Raw genomic sequence first — 17,545 nt, 5'->3', positions numbered from 1 at the left:
ATGATTCCATTCAATAAGCCTTATCTTACTGGAAAAGAGTTGATTTACATTGAAGACGCTGTCAAAAAAGGGAAGATTTCAGGAAACGGTTATTATACTCAATTGTGTCATGATTTTTTTGAACGCAACTATGGGTTTCACAAATGTTTGTTGACCACTTCCTGCACGGATGCGCTAGAGATGGCAGCACTGTTGATTGATATAAAAGAAGGGGATGAGGTTATTATGCCTTCTTATACTTTTGTATCTACTGCCAATGCATTTGTACTGCGTGGTGCTACCATAATTTTTGCAGACAGTAGAAAAGATCATCCTGGGATAGACGAAGACCGCATTGAAGCATTGATCACCAGCAAAACCAAAGCCATTGTTCCAGTGCATTATGCTGGGGTTGCCTGTGATATGGATAAGATTATGGCTTTGGCTACTAAATATAATCTCTATGTGATTGAAGATGCCGCTCAAGCTATTGATAGTTTTTACACTGGGAAAGATGGTGTAAAGAGAGCCTTAGGTTCTATTGGTCATTTGGCAGCTTTTTCATTCCATGAGACTAAAAATATTATATCTGGAGAAGGAGGAATGCTTGCCATTAACGATACGCGATTTTCAGAGCGAGCTGAAGTTATTTGGGAAAAAGGGACAAATCGTTCTGCTTTTTTTAGAGGGGAAGTCAATAAATATGGATGGGTAGATGTGGGATCCAGTTTTTTGCCTTCCGAAATTATTGCCGCTTTCCTTTGGGCTCAATTAGAAAACATAAAAGATATTCAACAAGTTCGGAAATCACATTGGGATCATTACAACAGTAAATTGCAAAATTGGGCGTTTGAAAATGATATCCAATTACCAATACTACCGTCATTCGCCACTAATAACGGTCATATGTATTATATCGTATGTAAGACAATGGAACAGCGACAAAGCATTATCGAAAAGTTGAAAAGTAAAGAAATACTTTCAGTATTCCATTATATAAGCCTTCATGGGAGTTCTTTCTACAAAAAGAGTTCCTTTGGTCTAGATTTGTCAGAATCTGACAGGTACTCAGATTGTTTGTTGCGATTACCGATGTTTTATGAATTGAATGTTCAAGAAATAATAAATGCATTATGAAGTATTTGTATTCTAAATACAATTTAAAGATTGATTTGATTTTTAAGGTGTTGGTCTCGATTTATTTCGTGTTGTCATTTTATTATTTTTTTATTGTGGCTGAAGGGGGGGGAGATGAGACTCTGTTTTTAAATGATTTGATTTTTATTAAAAAGTATGGTTGGATTGCAGCAATTGAAAAAAGTATTTCGATTCCTTATATGATGATGGTATATCCATTTTCGTTTTTTTTGAAAGAATACGTGGCTTTAAAAACAGCTAATATTTTTTTGCTACTCTTGTTACTGTTATATTTTTTTAAAATTGCCGAAATAAAAGCTTCACAATTTTATTTTTATTTATTTTTTTTTCTGGCCACATCCAAATATTTTTTTGCAGGTACTAATGACGCTCTTTTCTTTACGGGGTTGGTTGTTTTCATGACAGAGGTCTTTTATTTCTGTGAGAATAAGAAAATGAACAGTCAAGTACTTGCTTTGTCAGGATTGATCGTTTCCTTTTTTACCAGAGAAATGTTTGTGGTTTATTTGCCTGTTGTGATGATAGGTCTTTATTTTCTTTATACGAATGGGTTTCCCTTTTTTAATAAAAAAATGATATTTCCTATGCTATTATTTTTATTTTTTATAGGAGTAAATGTTCCCAGTCTGAAATTGAATGACAAATTATCATATGATGCTAAAACGCCTCCTTCTGGGATTAAAGTAAGTTGGACGCAACGTCAATATTTAGCCCAATTACTTGTGAATAATGGCGATATTCAAAATTTTAGTCATCCAAGTTGGGAGCAAACTCAAAAATATTTAATTATAAATGGACCAAAGTCACTGCCTGATGGAATAGTTGAAGGGTTAACTTTTGATTATTCCTTGACCATCAAAGAATTTTTTAAAGATTTCTATTATTCTATGTTTTTTGGATTAAGACAGTTAGGATTAATATTGGTATTTCCATTTTATTTTATTCTAACAAATTTAAAAAAGAAGAATATTTTGAATCCAGAAATGTTTATCCCATATTCGTTAATAGTAATGCTTTGTATTTTTTCACTTATTATAATTTCTTTTATTGAGCCTAGATGGTATATTGCAGTTTTTATAAGTGCAATTGTATTTTACAATCAATATCAAGTCGAGAAAAAGATTAATCACAATTTTATTATAGCTAATTATCTTGTTCTTATTTGTTTTTCTTGTTTAGGTATTTATAGTATCCTTCATAAGTTTATGAGAGTTATCTAGAGTTTACAAGTGATTAATTAATTTGATAGCTAAAGAATACTAACTGGACAGACTAATTAAACATGAATTTAAGAAGGTGTTAAGAATAAATTTGAAAGATTGTATTATTACCAAAAAACAAAATGAATTAATTATGATTTATCACAAAGAATGTAAAGTTTGTAAAAGTGAAGTTACATTAATTAATAAAACCTATAATTTAGGACAATGCAAAAATTGCAAACTGATTTTTTGTTTAACGATTTATTCTCAAGATCAATTTATAAGAGTTTATGATGAATTATATAATGAAGAGAATGCAATTTATAGGAATCATGCTGTAGTAGAATACGATATGCTTTTGGAAAACAAAAAAATTAAAGTTGGATACCATCGGTCAAGGCTTCTAAAAAAGCATATTCTTAATGGAAAATGTGAATCTGTTCTTGAAGTAGGAAGCGGTATCGGTTTAATTGGTTCTTATATTCGTAATGAAAATAAGCAGATTAAATATTTAGGTATTGAAATTGATAAAGAATCGTATCAAAAATCTCAATTTTTAAAATTGAATACCATTAATGATGATTTTACTGCTATTGATACTTTAGAAGAATCGTTTGATGTAATTATGCTATGGGAAGTAATAGAACACTTGCAGGATTTAAAATTATTTCTGGAGTTGGCTTATAAAAAATTGAATAAAAATGGAAAAATTATTCTTTCTACCCCTAATTACAATAAAATTTATAATTACCCAAAAAGGGAGGAAGATGCGATATTTCAGGATAAACCGCCAGTCCATTTGAACTTTTTTACCAAAGAAAATATCACCGCTATATTCGAAATTAATCACTTTTTTAAATGTAAGGCTACAGTAAAAAAATTTCCCTATCTGGAAATAAAAAGCAAAAAATTTTATATTGATTTTTTAAAATCTATGTTTAATAATTATAATGGTTCTACTATTTATTTAGAAGCAACAAAAGCGTAAAAAATAAGTTTAAATTAATGAAAACAATTCTTATAGCACATAATTACAGTGAAGTCTCGTTTTCAGCAATGAGTTATCATTTAGCCCATCATTTGGCTAACTTAGGTCATCAAGTTGTTTTTGTTTCTCATCATCCTTATTTTCTAAAAAAGGAATTTATAGTTATGGATAAAGGTAGTATTGTTGTGTGTTCTTGGCCCTCCAATAATAGGCCTACAACTATTGAAGCTTTTTGGTGGTATATAAAAATACATTTAAAATATAAACCAAATGTTGTAATTGGACATTTTGTTGGAAGTAATATCAGTATATTGGTTTCTAAATTATTGTCTTTTGGTAGCGTTAAAACATTTGAATATTATCATACATTGAGAGAGCAGCTACTTGCAGATATAAAAAAGGTTTCGATAAAGCAAAAAATATTGTTTTTTCGAAAAAAAATATTTTATAAGTTTTTATGTGATGTAATTGTTTGCCCTTCGGAATTAGCTAAAGCTAATTTATTGATGCATAATAATCTCAAAACTGGAATAGTACTTTTAAACCCTATGCTTGATCGATTTAAAAATATAAATTTAATAAAAAATAATACTATTGTTATTTCGTATTTAGGAAGGATAGATCCTTCAAAAGGGGTTGTTGATTTAATTCATGCTTTTTATGCTTATAAAGAAAAGGTTCCTAATTCAAGTATTGTATTAAAAATTGCTGGAATTGGAAGCGAAGTTGGGATTATAATTGAATTAATTAAAAACAAACCTGAAATTCATTATTTAGGAGGTTTGGATTATAGTGATATTGACGATTATTTAAAAGGAAGTCATTTTACCATAATACCTTCTAAATTTGATAATTTACCTACAGTTGGACTAGAATCATTGATGAATAAAACACCATTATTAATTTCGAATACTACAGGATTGTCTAGTTATTTGACTGAAGGTAGCGATTGCTTTAAATTTAATCCAACTCATATCGATATGATCGCTTTATTTGAGAAGGTAGAGAATAATTTTAGTCAACATGAACAAATGTCTTTATGTGCCAGAAAAACTTTTGAAGAACTGTTTAATATGGATGCATACTGTAGAAATTTCAATACTTTGATATGCAATTTGTAATAATTACTCATGTTCCGCACTCAAAACAAGATGGTCTATATTATGCATATGCTCCCTATGTTCGAGAAATGAATGTTTGGGGAGAGAATGTGGATGAATTGGTTGTTGTTGCCCCAGTAACAGATTGTAAAAAGTCGGACATTGATAGTTCTTATATACATCAAAATATACAATTGATAGCTATTTCAAAATTCGATGTTTTATCTTTAAGATCAGTGTTAGCTACTCTTTTTAAATTACCCAAGATTATTTGGACCATTTTTAAAGCTATGAAAAATGCTGATCACATTCACCTTCGCTGCCCCGGTAATGTTGGTTTAGTAGCTTGTTTTGTTCAAATTTTATTTCCAAACAAAATTAAAACAGCCAAATATGCTGGTAATTGGGATCCGCAATCCAAGCAACCTTGGACCTATCAATTACAACAATGGGTTTTAAGTAATACTTTTTTGACTCGAAATATGCAGGTTTTGGTCTATGGCGAGTGGGAAGGCATGACGGAAAATATAAAACCTTTTTTTACGGCTACTTACAAAGAAGAGGACAAACAGCCAATTGTCACAAAAGATTTAAAAAGTACAATTAAATTTGTTTTCGTTGGTACACTAGTAAAGGGAAAGAACCCTTTGTATGCGATTCAATTGGTAGAAAACTTATATAAAAAAGGGATTGCTGTTTCTTTACGGATGTATGGAGAAGGAATTGAACGAAAGAAATTGGAACATTATGTGCTAGATAAGAATTTAGATTCTCTAATTCATTTTGAAGGAAATCAATCAAAAGAAAGGATTCAAAAAGCCTATCAAGAAAGTCATTTTGTACTTTTGGCATCTGAAAGTGAGGGTTGGCCCAAAGCGATTGCAGAAGGCATGTTTTGGGGATGTGTTCCCATTGCAACAGCAATATCATGTATTCCTTATATGTTAGATTACGGAAATAGAGGTGTTTTATTAGAAATGGATTTAGAAGAGGACTGCAAACAAGTAATTGACCTAATAAATAATCAAAAGGTTTGTGATGCTATGCAAACGAAGGCAGTGGATTGGTCTAGACATTATACTCTAGATATATTTGAAAGCGAAATTAAAAAGTTACTCAACACTTCTAATTTACATTAAGTTGCTAAAAGCCGAAAATACGACAAATTATTTATAAGATTTTTTCTAAATTAATATAGTTTGCCAGTTTCGAATTGTTAAATTCGATATTAATTATCGAACTAAATTTAAAAGAGATATATTTGAAAATAGAAATAGTAAATACATGCGCATACTTCAAATCATAGATTCTTTAGCCGCAGGAGGCGCTGAACGTATGGCCGTTAATTATGCAAATGCTTTAACTAAAAAAGTGGAGTTCTCAGGATTAATAGCTACGAGACTTGAGGGACCGCTTTTACAGCAACTTAATGCGAATGTGACTTATCATTTTTTAAATAAAAAAGGAAGTTTCGATTTGAAAGCGGTGTTTCGATTGAAAGCCTTTGTAAAACTGCATAAAATTACCATTATACAGGCACATAGTACCTCTTTTTTTACTGGTTTCCTTTTAAAGTTGATTTGTCCTTCAATTCAATTAATATGGCATGATCACTATGGGGACAGTGAGTTTTTACACAAAAGGCCTATTAAGATATTAAAAGCGGTACTTCCTTTTTTTTCTGGAATTATAGCAGTAAACCACAAATTAAAGGATTGGGCAAAAGTGCAAATGCGTTTTAATAACACGGTGTATTTGCCTAATTTTACATCTGATGAAAATACAACTCAAGGGAATACTATTTTGAAAGGAATAGAAGGGAAGCGGATTGTATGTTTGGCTAATTTGAGGGAACAAAAAAATCATTTTTTATTAGTAGAGGTGGCAAGAAAGTTGAAAATTTATCATCCTGATTGGACTTTTCATTTAGTAGGAAAAGACAGTAAGGACGGGTATGCAAATGAATTAAAAAGCAGTATTGTTGAATTAGAATTAAAAGAGACCGTTTTTATATATGGGACAAAATCGGATATAAGTGCTATTTTGGGACAAAGTACAATTGGAATATTAACCTCTAAATCGGAAGGGTTACCAGTAGCTCTATTGGAATATGGGTTGTGTAAAATAGCGGTTGTAGTTACCGATGTAGGTGAAATCAATTCAGTCATTCAAAATGGAGTGAATGGATGTATGGTACCAAGCCAGGAATCAGAATTATTTTATAACGACCTATTGCAACTCATTGAAAATGAAAATTTAAGAATACAATTAGGTGACTCTCTTTTTCAAACTGTACTAGAAACTTATTCTGAACAAGCTGTTATTATACCTTATTTAAATTGGTTGCAAACCACTATTTTGAAATGAAAAAAGAAGAATCCTCTTATCTCTACTTAATCTTATTCCATGTGTTTATTGGGTTCGTTATTTATTTGGTGCCTTTTACAGCTAAACTATACGGTTACTCTATTTTTATATTAGGTCTTTATTATATGATTAAAACCCAAAATAAAAATCATGAAGCTTTAATGATAGCTGCCTATGTGGTAGGAGCTGAGGTGCTGCTGCGGATGACAGGGGGCAATATTACATATGAATTTTCTAAGTATGGGGTAATGATTTTTATATTCTTAGGGATGTATTATACTGGTTTTTCAAGAGGAGCGACCCCTTATTGGTTGTTTTTATTACTATTGATTCCCAGTGTGGTGCTGTCGACCTTTGTTATTAACTTTGACACCAATCTTAGGAATAGTATTGCATTTAATATTTCTGGTCCCGTTTGTTTGGCCATTGCTTCTTTATATACGTATAGACGCCGAATATCATTAGAACAAGTAAATAATATCCTTCTTTGTATAGGCTTGCCAATTATTTCCTGTACCATATACCTTATTTTTTATACTCCTAATATTCAAGATGTAGTGACAGGAACCCAATCCAATTTTGAAACTTCCGGAGGTTTTGGGCCCAATCAAGTGGCTACTTTTTTAGGTTTGGGGATGTTTGTTTTCTTTTCTAGGATTATTTTGGAATCGCGGACCAAATTTATGGTGATTCTAAATTTAATTATTGTTTTTAACATAAGTTATCGTGGTATGGTTACTTTTTCAAGAGGTGGTATGGTAACTGGTTTTTTAATGATCGTTTTATTGTTGTTGTTTCTATATTATAAATCCAATTACAGAGGAAAGGTAAAACTTAATTATATTGTAGTCATTATTGGAATTGCCATGATGGGGATTTGGGGCTATACTTCTTTTCAGACAGGAGGATTAATCAATAAAAGATATGCCAATCAAGATGCAGCGGGAAGAGTAAAAGCAAGTCAGTTTACAGGAAGGGAAGATGTTGCTCAAACTGAAATTAGTATGTTTTTTAATAATCCCATTTTTGGAGTAGGAGTAGGAAAAGGGGTAGAAGTACGGCAAGCGGAAACGGGTATTTTTGTACTGTCTCATGATGAAATTACTCGAATGCTTGCCGAACATGGTTCTTTAGGGATTTTGGGATTATTAATTCTAATTTTCACCCCATTGGTATTATATCTGGAAAATAAATTCAATATGTTTTTATTGTGCTTTGTCGCTTTTTGGTTTTTCACTATTAATCATGCCGCTATGCGAACCGCTGTTCCTGCCTTTGTCTACTCCTTGTCTTTGTTGAATGTTCAAATTGGAAGTTCAAAACGAGAGGGGTAGAATTATTATTATTATTATTATTATTATTATTATTGATTTTTTATTGGTCAGACTAGTGCGCTTTATTTTATTTTGCTTTCCTTTTTTTTCTACTGATTAAATCCGCTTTCACTCCTTACTCTTGGTGCTTCTACTACATTGCGTCTATCGATTTCGTACTGATCATTATTTAATAGAAGATGAAAAAATATTTGTAAAGCATTTTTGAACATGTTGTTGTTGATAGATTTAATTGTATTTGTAACTATTTTTGAACAAAATCACTAAATTGCAACAATAACCACAAACGACTGTATGTCCAAAAACAAAATTCATTTTGAAATCTCAGAAAGAAAAACAATTCTTTATCTGTTTGATATTGTTTTTGTAGTAGCTGCTTTGTATTTAGTAGGCAATTTATTTGATTTAGAATATTTAAAATATTCGGTTGGGAATTTTTACTGGGCTTTATTCCTAATCATTTATCTCAATGTTTTCGGGACTATTTTTGAGATGTATAACCTACAAGTTTCCAGTAATGAATACCAAATATTAAAAAGTACCTTACTTACCGTTTCTACCACCGTTCTAGTTTACCTGCTTACTCCTTTTTTTTCACCAGTATTGCCATCCAATCGATTGCAGATTTTAGTTTTTTATATTGTTTTTTTTCTTACTTTAATTCTTTGGCGGTTGTTTTACGTTAAGTTTTTGGCGTCCAATCGATTTCTTCAAAATGCGGTACTTATTTGCGATAAAGATCAAGTAGAAGAGTTAATACTAGGATTGGAAAACATTGATCCCCATTATAAAATAGTAGCGTATGTTAGTGCCGATACCTTAGTGAATGACGACTTTGAACAGCATCATTACGTACAACATATAAAAAGGGATGATTTGACTGCATTTGTTAGAGAGAAAGGTATTTCGGAAATTGTCATCGCCTCAAAAAACACCCAAGGAATAACATCCGAGTTGTATCTTCAATTATTAGCACTTTTGGAGTCGGGTAAAATTATTAGAGAGTATACACAAGTATATGAAAGCAAAACGCATCGCATTCCAGTACAATATATGGCAAGAGATTTTTATCGTTTTTTTCCTTTTAGTAGGAGCAATCATAATAAATTATATCTGTCTGTTGTAAGAGCGTTTGAGATTGGAATTTCTTTAATTGGATTAGCAATTGGTGTTGTTTTTATTCCATTTATACTCGTGGGAAATGCTTTAGCCAATCAAGGAAAATTATTTTATACTCAAGAAAGAATAGGTAAAGATGGTCAAGTATTTGCCATATTGAAATTTCGAACGATGGTGAAAAATGCGGAATCGAACGGAGCCGTTTTTGCGACTACTAATGATGTTCGAATTACTCGTTTTGGAAAATTTTTAAGGAAAACAAGAATAGATGAACTGCCCCAGTTTGTCAATATCTTAAAAGGGGAGATGGCAGTTATTGGTCCCCGTCCTGAGCGTCCTCATTTTGTAAAGGAAATCGCTGCAATCATGCCTTTTTATGAAACTAGACATATCATAAAGCCTGGTCTTACAGGTTGGGCTCAGGTGAATTATGCTTATGGTGAAACGATTGACGATAGTTTGATTAAACTACAGTATGACCTTTACTATATAAAACACAGAAGTTTTTATTTGGATCTAAATATTACGCTCAAAACAATAACTACTGTTTTATTTTATAGAGGACAATAATGTTATTCGTTGACCAAAACTCGTTGTTCCATGCTCGATTTACGTTGTTCGTAAACCAATTTTCGCTTCACGATGGACGTAAAATGGTTAACAATAATTGATGTTCGTTGACCGATGTTCGATATTCGTTGACCGATATAGGAAGAACGAAAAACGGTTAAAGGTTAACCGACAATCAACATGCGTTTGTTTTGGATCACCAATCGCACTACTATTATTCCAGAAGTTACTATCAAAGGCATAACAATCATCAGGTGTGCTTTGTTTATTAGTATAAGGAGGTAAATCGCTAAAGAAAATAGGTTGAAAAAAGCCAAGTTTAAAATCCCTTTTCGGTTATTTTTAAAATAAAAATAGGCAAGAACTAATAAGGTGGGGTTGAATAAGAGTACATTATAGTTGTATCCTAATTCATGATGAGAGGAGTAAAACCCGATAAAAATAAAGAATAATCCCAATATTCCCATGGTTAAAAAATAGAATTGATTTATTCCTTTTTTATTGATTAAAATAATAAATCCAAGAAGTAGTAAGTACGTATATGTATTATTCCACCATGAGTTTTCCTCTATTTCATTTGATTCCAAAAGAATTTTGCTTTCATTAGCGAGAAGGTGATTTTGAAAACGAATTGTTTTTAAGCTTTTGAGTAGTTCAAAAGGTAAAAAGATACGTGTACCCAACTCATCCACTTTTTTTCCAAAAATGATGCTCGTTCCTAGTTTCTCATAAAAGTGATATTCAAAATAGGGGTAAAGAATTGTTCTGTATGTAATATCAGTATCTGTGTTTTTTACAACTGCAGTAGTGTCTAGTGTTTTATTAATCACGTCCACCACCATCGAGGTACAGTTTTTGTCGATAAATTTATAAGTATAATGACTTTCGCCAGATGCTAATGAAGTATTCAAATTATCAAACAATTTTTGCTTTAATGGTAAAGGAATATCTAATTCCTGCTCATAAACAGATCTTTTTTCATACCTGTATTCATTCATGAAATCATTGAAAGAATGGGTGACTGCAAAATACTGTAAGTCTCCTTTGATAAATTTGGGTACGAAATTAGGGGTGTTAAAATCAAAAGCGCCATAATTATATACCAGATCAATAAAATTGGGAGCATCTGTAATTCGGATAGCAGTATGTCCAAAAAGGGAGTAGGATTCATTACCCGTCCCACAGGTCAAAACACTGACTTTTGCATTTTCGGATAAAATAGCAGTTTGACTAAAAGTAGCGTTTATTGTGCTTAGAAAAGTGAAGGTTAAAATTATTTTTTTTAAAAGAGAGGTCTTCATTTTTGAAAATTGTAAAGAGTTGAAAATTAGTTTCTAAAAAGAGATAAGTCCACTTTTAGTGAAAAAATATTGGAATATAAAGCGGCACTTTGATTTCCTAAATCGGTTAAGGCATAATCTACTTGAATTCCCTTATACTTAAATCCGAGTCCTATATTGGGTTGAAATCCTACTTTTTTAGTATTATCCAATTGTTGGATGTTTTGAAAATTACCTACGCCAGCACGCAAAAAAACCAAGTCTAAGTAGCCAAATTCGAAACCTAAGGCAGGATCAATACTAACAAAATCATTCGAAAATATATCGTTTGTCTTTGAAAAGCGCATATTTAAATTGGCTGCAGCCAAAAGACTATAGTCATACCGAATGATAAATTTTTTTGAAAGTCCTAATTGTGCTTTTGGTGCCGTAATCTCTGTACTTTCAGGAAGGTCTTGATTTTGACCAGGAACGGCATCTGCAATTTTTTGGTATTCCTTCTCGTCAATATTCCATACGTTATAGGTTGTTGTAATGTCACGTACCATTAATCCCAATTTCCAGTCGTTTTTTTCATATTGTAACCCAATATCAAAACCAAATCCCCAAGAGTCAGCAAATTTGCCAATGATGCGTCGAATAATTTTAGCATTTACTCCATATTGAAATCCTTGAACGGGCAATTTTCGAGCATAAGAAAAAGTAAATCCATAGTCGGCTGTCGAAAAAAGACTAATTCTATTGTAGTCAATATTACCCTGGCTATCTATTAATTCAGTTGTATTTAAAATATCATCCACCCCAAAACGGATTAAGGAAACCCCCCAAGCGCTGCGGTCATCTATTGGACTCGCATATGCTATATAATCATATTGTGCAATATTGGCAAAATAATTGGCATGCATTAATCCAATTTGATTGTCTCTTAAACTGATTAGTCCAGCAGGATTCCAATAGGTTGCGTTAACGTCATCGGTTGATGCTACAGCCGTGTTCGCCATGCCTAAGGCAGCAGCATCAACGCCGATATTCATAAACTCATTGGAATATTTTCTAACAGTTTGTCCGTAATTTAGGGAACAAGCTAAAAGAAGAATAATAAATTGATATTTTTTGAATCTTTTTATTTTTAACAAAACGGATGCTTGTTTAAATTTCATCAAAAATATAATTTTTTAGCGAGCTTATTTCTCTCATTGCTTAAATAAATGATAAAGTCGAAAAGGCTGTTAACAATCTCTTTTAAAAACTAACGCTGCATTCACTTATTATAGTAAATTTGTCCCCTTAGATTATAAAATACAATTACAATGAATATTAAGAAACACATTCCAAACAGTATTACTTTGCTAAACCTATTCTGTGGCTGTATTGCTATTGTCTTTGTGTCTGAAAAGGATTTTGAAATGGCTTTTTATATGGTTTGCCTTGGGATCTTTTTTGATTTTTTTGATGGTTTTTTTGCTCGATTATTTAAAGTGTCCGGCCCTTTGGGTTTGCAATTGGATTCATTAGCGGATATGGTAACTAGTGGTGTTGTGCCAGGGTATATTATGTATTTTTTACTGACTAATAGCCAGCACGAAATTTCATCAAATCCTTGGATGCCTTTCTTGGGATTTATTATCACCTTGGGATCCTGTTATCGATTGGCGGTATTTAATTTAGATACCCGTCAGACGAATTCTTTTATTGGTCTACCAACTCCTGCAAATGCCTTATTTATTTTGAGTTTGCCTCTAGTATTAAAATATTCAGATTCTCTACTTGTACTTGAGTTTTTGACTAATCAATGGGTTTTATTGGCCATTACACTTTTTAGTGCTTCTATTTTGAATGCTGAGATTCCTTTATTTTCTTTAAAAATTAAAAAATTCAATCTTAAAGATAATGCACTTCAAATTGTCTTTTTGTTTCTTTCTTTTTTGTTGTTGATCTTCTTTCAATTTTCAGGAATTCCTTTGATTATCATAGGGTATGTTCTATTATCTGTAGTGAGTAACATCTTTAAATTAGATGAGAAAAAAAATCGTTAGACAAAGAAAAACAACTGTAATTCGTAAGTCCAAGAAGCGTTCCTCCGTTTTTTCTGGACGCCTTTTACGATTTTCTATAGGGCTATTTGTTATTCTTTTTGTTTTTACAATTGCCTATCATTATCGAGATGGTTTGGCCTATTATTTTAGCTTTAAATCGAATCATGCGTCACAATTGGAAGCAGAGGAGAAGCGAATTTCTGATGTTCGAAATTTTCAAGTTTTAGAGAAAAGTGAGGGTAAGGTTGTAGGGTTGGATGTTTCTGAATATCAGGGTAATATCAATTGGAAAAAGATGGATTCTTTAGAAAATAAATATCCAATTCATTTTGTTTTTATTAGAGCAACTGTCGGTAGCGATAGACTGGATAAAGGTTTTGAAGACAATTGGCTTGGAGCCAAAAAAAATAAGTTCATCCGTGGTGCTTACCATTATTATCGTCCAAACGAAAATTCTCTGGAACAGGCCGCTTTATTTATAAAAACGGTTTCCTTGAAAAAAGGTGATTTGCCTCCTGTTTTGGATATTGAGAAATTACCAAAAAATCAATCCTTGGAACGTTTGAAAATTGGATTAAGACGCTGGTTGATAGCAGTTGAGCAACATTATAAGGTAAAGCCAATTATTTATACTGGCGAAAAATACTATGAAGATTTTTTAAAAGAAGAGTTTGGGGATTACCTTTTTTGGATTGCCAATTATAACTTTTATAGAGAGGAAATTGATGCTAACTGGTTGTTTTGGCAATTTACGGAGAAAGCTTCAATAGCTGGCATAAAAGGAAATATTGATGTCAATATATATAATGGTGATTTACAGCAGCTGCGGTTTATTACTGTTGAGTAGTGTTCAGTGTTCAGTGTTCAGTGATCAGTGATCAGTGTTCAGTGATCAGTGATCAGTGTTTAAGTTTAAAGTATTTAGCGTTTATTGCTAAATAGTTATTAGAAAATTATCAATAGTAAGTACTGTCTTAGGATTGTACACCAAATTTTTCGGGATTTAAAATCATGTAATTAATTAGTTTCCCAACTTCATTACTTTCATTTGATAATTCAGTATAAACACTTTTATATATATATATAGTTACATTTAAGTGAAAACTCTAACCAGACTTGTGTTTCTGAGTTTTCAGCATCAGAATCCGTTAATTTACTATGAAAATGTCTAGGATATACTCTTTTTCTATACGCTTCTACAATATTAGCTGGTACGCTTCTCGAAGAACGTCTCATTTGGTCCGTCAATGAATGCATTTCTTCTTTGGGAAATAGTTTTGTGATTTCAAAAATTTTCATGGCTAATGAAAATGATTTCTGATACGCTAATAGGTCTTGGAATTTCATGTCAACTGTTTTTTTTACTGAACACTGAACACTTTTTTAAAACTCAATTTTCTTTTTACGTAATTCAAAATTCTGCCCTAGATATACTCTACGTACCATTTCGTCTTCCACTAATTCTTCTGGAATACCCGCTTTTAAGATGCCACCTTCAAACATCAAATAGGTTTTATCAGTAATAGCTAATGTTTCTTGAACATTGTGATCGGTAATTAAAATTCCGATATTTTTATTTTTTAACTGGGCTACAATTCTCTGAATATCTTCTACGGCAACGGGGTCAACTCCAGCAAAAGGTTCGTCAAGTAAAATAAACTTAGGGTCGGTTGCTAAACAACGCGCAATTTCAGTACGGCGACGTTCTCCTCCCGACAGTAAATCTCCCCGATTGGTGCGAATGTGCTCTAAGCTAAATTCAGAAATTAAGCTTTCCATTTTGGCTTCCTGTTCTTCTTTTGAAAGCGTAGTCAGTTGTAAAACACTTAAGATATTGTCTTCGATACTTAGTTTTCTAAAAACAGATGCTTCTTGAGCCAAATACCCAATTCCTTGTTGTGCTCTCTTGTACATGGGATAATCCGTGATGTTCAAGTCATCCAAATAAATATTACCTGAATTGGGTTTAACCAAGCCAACAATCATGTAAAAAGAGGTCGTTTTTCCAGCTCCATTGGGACCTAGTAAACCTACGATTTCTCCTTGATTTACTTCAACCGAAATGCCTTTTACAACACTTCTTCCTTTGTACGTTTTTATTAAATTTTCGGCTCTTAAAATCATATTGATTTGTTTATTTGTTTAATCGGTGATTTGTTTATTCGCTACAAAATAACGAATAAACAAATCAGTAATTAAATACGTTAACAATTATTTAGATTCTTCTTCCAATGCCTCCCAAAATTCATACGCTCTACGTAGATGAGGGACAACGATAGTTCCACCAACTAATGTCGCAATTCCCATTGCTTCCATCATTTCTTCTTTGGTCACACCTTCTTTATAACTGGTTTCTAAATGGTATTTTACACAATCGTCACAACGTAAAACAGCCGAAGCAACAAGACCTAAGAGCTCTTTGGTTTTTACATCAAGAGCACCCGCCGCGTAAGCATTGGTATCTAAGTTGAATATTCGCTTTACAATTTTATTATTGTCAGCTAGTAATTTTTCGTTCATTCTAGAACGGTATTCATTGAATTCTTCTATTATAGCAGCCATTTTAGTCTTTTTTATTTTTAACAACAAATACTGAAATCCAGATACTTGCTTCGTAGATTAATAACATCGGGATAGCAACAATAGTTTGACTCACCACATCAGGAGGAGTAACAATGGCCGCAATGATTAGTACCAATACAATTGCATATTTTCTATATGTTCTTAAAAAAGTAGGAGTTACAAGTCCTAATTTAGTCAAGAAATAGATGATTATAGGTAATTCAAAAAACAATCCACTTGCTAAAACGGATGTTTTAACCATTCCAATATAAGAATCTAGTGTAAATTGATTTTTTACCACATCACTCACGGTAAAGGTTGCAACGAAATTCACGGACATAGGGATCACAACAAAATATCCAAATAGCACTCCTAAAAAGAAAAGTAAAGAAGAGAAGAAGATGAATATTTTAGCATTTTTCTTTTCATTTGTATAAAGTGCTGGACTGATAAATTTCCATATTTCCCATAGTATATAGGGGAAACTTAAAATAAATCCCGCAAGTATACAAATCCATATGAACACATTAACTTGCCCTTCCATTTCTGTGTTCTGAATGATAAATGGCATTTCGGTGATGCAAATACTATCTGCAAAACCTATAGAATGCGATAATTCACAGAAAAAAGTATAGGTAAAAAAAGAAGGTCTTGTTGGTCCAAATATTACTACATCAAACAAATAATCACTTATGAAATAGGTGAAAAATGCCATGATGATAATTGCGACTGTACTTCTTACTAATAACCATCTTAAATCTTCAAGATGATCTAAAAACGACATTTCGTTTTGGTTTTTCTTTGCCATTATATTATTCCTTCTTTTAAAATGTCGTGTAAATGTAAAACGCCCTTGTATTCTTGTTGATCAACAACAACCAATTGTGTTATTGAGAAGTCTTCTAAAATATTGAATGCGTCTACCACCATATCATTGGATTGTATTAATTTTGGGTTTTTTGTCATAATATCTTTTGCAGTCAAATCAGCAAATGTATCTCTTTCATTCAACATTCTGCGTATGTCACCGTCAGTGATTATTCCAATTACTTTGTCATTCTCTACTACGGCAGTTACTCCAAGTCGCTTCTCTGAAATTTCAAAAATAACTTTTTTTATTGGAGTATCAGGACTAACCATCGGTTTTAGTGTATGTTCCAGCATGTCTTTTACTTTAAGTAATAATTTTTTACCTAATGCACCGCCAGGATGGTATTTAGCAAAATCTTCTGCTTTAAAGTCACGTATTTCCATGAGGCATACTGCCATAGCATCTCCCATCACTAATTGTGCAGTTGTACTACTAGTAGGAGCCAAGTTGATAGGACAAGCTTCAGATTCTACTGTTGTATTTAGAATAAAGTCAGATCCTTTGGCAAGAAATGAGGTTGTATTACCAGTAATAGCGATTAAGGTATTGCCAAAACGTTTTAATAAAGGAACAAGTACTTTTATTTCGGGACTATTTCCACTTTTGGAGATACAAATAATGATATCATCATTTTGTACCATTCCTAAGTCGCCATGTATTGCTTCTGCAGCATGAAGGAACATAGATGGGGTACCAGTTGAATTGAAAGTAGCTACCATTTTTTGAGCTATGATGGCACTTTTTCCTATTCCTGTTACGATCAATCGCCCTTTAGAATTGTAGATTGCTTGTGTAGCGTCTGAAAAATTTTCATCTAAATAATCAGTTAATTTTGTAATTGCTTTACTCTCAGCTAATATGGTTTTTTTGGCGGTAGCCAATATATTTTCTTTAGATATCAAAACAGAATGTTTAAAATTTGTAAGTGTAAAAGAAATTAGTATCTTTATGTAATGCAAATTTATACAAAATACCACAT

At 32.1% G+C, this 17,545-nt stretch carries 16 protein-coding genes and 1 pseudogene; 10 read left to right on the top strand and 7 right to left on the bottom strand.

Annotated features, from left to right (window positions below):
- From rffA to AB3G39_RS15370, 8 genes are all read left to right on the top strand, one after another.
- The gene (gene rffA, locus AB3G39_RS15405) at window positions 1–1,116 is read left to right on the top strand and encodes a dTDP-4-amino-4,6-dideoxygalactose transaminase (protein WP_369769498.1); all 1,116 of its coding nucleotides are present in this window, start codon (window positions 1–3) and stop codon (window positions 1,114–1,116) included.
- Window positions 1,113–2,357 (top strand): hypothetical protein, encoded by a 1,245-nt coding sequence (locus tag AB3G39_RS15400; RefSeq protein ID WP_369769497.1) that lies wholly within the window; start codon window positions 1,113–1,115, stop codon window positions 2,355–2,357. The genes rffA and AB3G39_RS15400 overlap by 4 nt, the downstream gene beginning before the upstream one ends.
- A gap of 133 nt (window positions 2,358–2,490) precedes the next feature.
- Window positions 2,491–3,327: a class I SAM-dependent methyltransferase gene (locus AB3G39_RS15395; protein WP_369769496.1), complete on the top strand. Its 837-nt coding sequence runs from the start codon at window positions 2,491–2,493 to the stop codon at window positions 3,325–3,327.
- A gap of 17 nt (window positions 3,328–3,344) precedes the next feature.
- A complete protein-coding gene (locus AB3G39_RS15390; RefSeq protein WP_369769495.1) occupies window positions 3,345–4,448 on the top strand; it encodes a glycosyltransferase family 4 protein in 1,104 nt (367 codons plus the stop codon).
- Entirely contained in the window at window positions 4,436–5,566 is a 1,131-nt protein-coding gene (locus tag AB3G39_RS15385; RefSeq protein ID WP_369769493.1) for a glycosyltransferase family 4 protein, read from the top strand. Before AB3G39_RS15390 ends, AB3G39_RS15385 begins: the two co-directional genes overlap by 13 nt.
- Before the next feature lie 145 nt (window positions 5,567–5,711).
- Window positions 5,712–6,794: a glycosyltransferase gene (locus tag AB3G39_RS15380; protein ID WP_369769492.1), complete on the top strand. Its 1,083-nt coding sequence runs from the start codon at window positions 5,712–5,714 to the stop codon at window positions 6,792–6,794.
- Entirely contained in the window at window positions 6,791–8,128 is a 1,338-nt protein-coding gene (locus AB3G39_RS15375; protein ID WP_369769491.1) for an O-antigen ligase family protein, read from the top strand. Before AB3G39_RS15380 ends, AB3G39_RS15375 begins: the two co-directional genes overlap by 4 nt.
- 294 nt (window positions 8,129–8,422) lie before the next feature.
- Window positions 8,423–9,817, top strand: coding sequence for a sugar transferase (locus AB3G39_RS15370; protein ID WP_369769490.1), 1,395 nt, complete (start codon window positions 8,423–8,425; stop codon window positions 9,815–9,817).
- A gap of 164 nt (window positions 9,818–9,981) precedes the next feature.
- Here the strand turns inward: AB3G39_RS15370 and AB3G39_RS15365 are convergent, their stop codons facing one another.
- Together AB3G39_RS15365 and AB3G39_RS15360 are read right to left on the bottom strand one after the other, a co-directional pair.
- Window positions 9,982–11,118 (bottom strand): DUF4105 domain-containing protein, encoded by a 1,137-nt coding sequence (locus tag AB3G39_RS15365; RefSeq protein ID WP_369769489.1) that lies wholly within the window; start codon window positions 11,116–11,118, stop codon window positions 9,982–9,984.
- A 26-nt stretch (window positions 11,119–11,144) separates the two neighbouring features.
- Entirely contained in the window at window positions 11,145–12,131 is a 987-nt protein-coding gene (locus AB3G39_RS15360; RefSeq protein ID WP_369754069.1) for a PorV/PorQ family protein, read from the bottom strand.
- Between the two features lie 276 nt (window positions 12,132–12,407).
- On the opposite strand from AB3G39_RS15360, the gene AB3G39_RS15355 reads away from it, so the two are divergent.
- Window positions 12,408–13,133, top strand: coding sequence for a phosphatidylcholine/phosphatidylserine synthase (locus tag AB3G39_RS15355; protein WP_369753210.1), 726 nt, complete (start codon window positions 12,408–12,410; stop codon window positions 13,131–13,133).
- Window positions 13,114–13,980 carry a glycoside hydrolase family 25 protein gene (locus AB3G39_RS15350; protein ID WP_369769488.1) on the top strand — a complete coding sequence of 289 codons (867 nt, stop codon included), beginning with the start codon at window positions 13,114–13,116 and terminating at the stop codon, window positions 13,978–13,980. Before AB3G39_RS15355 ends, AB3G39_RS15350 begins: the two co-directional genes overlap by 20 nt.
- A 127-nt stretch (window positions 13,981–14,107) precedes the next feature.
- Here the strand turns inward: AB3G39_RS15350 and AB3G39_RS15345 are convergent.
- The 5 genes and pseudogenes from AB3G39_RS15345 to AB3G39_RS15325 form a co-directional block, all read right to left on the bottom strand.
- A pseudogene (locus AB3G39_RS15345) lies at window positions 14,108–14,480 on the bottom strand (four helix bundle protein).
- Window positions 14,481–14,516: 36 nt separating this feature from the next.
- Window positions 14,517–15,257 (bottom strand): LPS export ABC transporter ATP-binding protein, encoded by a 741-nt coding sequence (gene lptB / locus AB3G39_RS15340; protein ID WP_367773752.1) that lies wholly within the window; start codon window positions 15,255–15,257, stop codon window positions 14,517–14,519.
- Between the two features lie 87 nt (window positions 15,258–15,344).
- Window positions 15,345–15,695 carry a carboxymuconolactone decarboxylase family protein gene (locus tag AB3G39_RS15335; protein ID WP_369769487.1) on the bottom strand — a complete coding sequence of 117 codons (351 nt, stop codon included), beginning with the start codon at window positions 15,693–15,695 and terminating at the stop codon, window positions 15,345–15,347.
- Between the two features lies 1 nt (window position 15,696).
- Window positions 15,697–16,503 (bottom strand): twin-arginine translocase subunit TatC, encoded by an 807-nt coding sequence (gene tatC / locus AB3G39_RS15330; RefSeq protein ID WP_367773757.1) that lies wholly within the window; start codon window positions 16,501–16,503, stop codon window positions 15,697–15,699.
- The gene (locus AB3G39_RS15325; protein ID WP_367773759.1) at window positions 16,503–17,468 is read right to left on the bottom strand and encodes an SIS domain-containing protein; all 966 of its coding nucleotides are present in this window, start codon (window positions 17,466–17,468) and stop codon (window positions 16,503–16,505) included. Before AB3G39_RS15325 ends, tatC begins: the two co-directional genes overlap by 1 nt.
- Window positions 17,469–17,545 lie beyond the last annotated feature (77 nt).

Origin of the sequence: Flavobacterium sp. WC2416, assembly GCF_041200095.1 — a bacterium.
Classification (GTDB): domain Bacteria; phylum Bacteroidota; class Bacteroidia; order Flavobacteriales; family Flavobacteriaceae; genus Flavobacterium.
The sequence above is the reverse complement of the archived record's forward strand: the minus strand, read 5'-3'. Positions and strand labels throughout refer to the sequence as shown.

Coding starts and splice junctions, on each gene's coding strand:
- AB3G39_RS15350 (WP_369769488.1), top strand. CDS start 13,114: ATGAGAAAAAAAATCGTTAGACAAAGAAAAACAACTGTAATTCGTAAG.
- lptB (WP_367773752.1), bottom strand. CDS start 15,257: ATGATTTTAAGAGCCGAAAATTTAATAAAAACGTACAAAGGAAGAAGT.
- tatC (WP_367773757.1), bottom strand. CDS start 16,503: ATGGCAAAGAAAAACCAAAACGAAATGTCGTTTTTAGATCATCTTGAA.
- rffA (WP_369769498.1), top strand. CDS start 1: ATGATTCCATTCAATAAGCCTTATCTTACTGGAAAAGAGTTGATTTAC.
- AB3G39_RS15365 (WP_369769489.1), bottom strand. CDS start 11,118: ATGAAGACCTCTCTTTTAAAAAAAATAATTTTAACCTTCACTTTTCTA.
- AB3G39_RS15360 (WP_369754069.1), bottom strand. CDS start 12,131: ATGAATATCGGCGTTGATGCTGCTGCCTTAGGCATGGCGAACACGGCT.
- AB3G39_RS15335 (WP_369769487.1), bottom strand. CDS start 15,695: ATGGCTGCTATAATAGAAGAATTCAATGAATACCGTTCTAGAATGAAC.
- AB3G39_RS15375 (WP_369769491.1), top strand. CDS start 6,791: ATGAAAAAAGAAGAATCCTCTTATCTCTACTTAATCTTATTCCATGTG.
- AB3G39_RS15355 (WP_369753210.1), top strand. CDS start 12,408: ATGAATATTAAGAAACACATTCCAAACAGTATTACTTTGCTAAACCTA.
- AB3G39_RS15370 (WP_369769490.1), top strand. CDS start 8,423: ATGTCCAAAAACAAAATTCATTTTGAAATCTCAGAAAGAAAAACAATT.
- AB3G39_RS15400 (WP_369769497.1), top strand. CDS start 1,113: ATGAAGTATTTGTATTCTAAATACAATTTAAAGATTGATTTGATTTTT.
- AB3G39_RS15380 (WP_369769492.1), top strand. CDS start 5,712: ATGCGCATACTTCAAATCATAGATTCTTTAGCCGCAGGAGGCGCTGAA.
- AB3G39_RS15385 (WP_369769493.1), top strand. CDS start 4,436: ATGCAATTTGTAATAATTACTCATGTTCCGCACTCAAAACAAGATGGT.
- AB3G39_RS15395 (WP_369769496.1), top strand. CDS start 2,491: ATGATTTATCACAAAGAATGTAAAGTTTGTAAAAGTGAAGTTACATTA.
- AB3G39_RS15390 (WP_369769495.1), top strand. CDS start 3,345: ATGAAAACAATTCTTATAGCACATAATTACAGTGAAGTCTCGTTTTCA.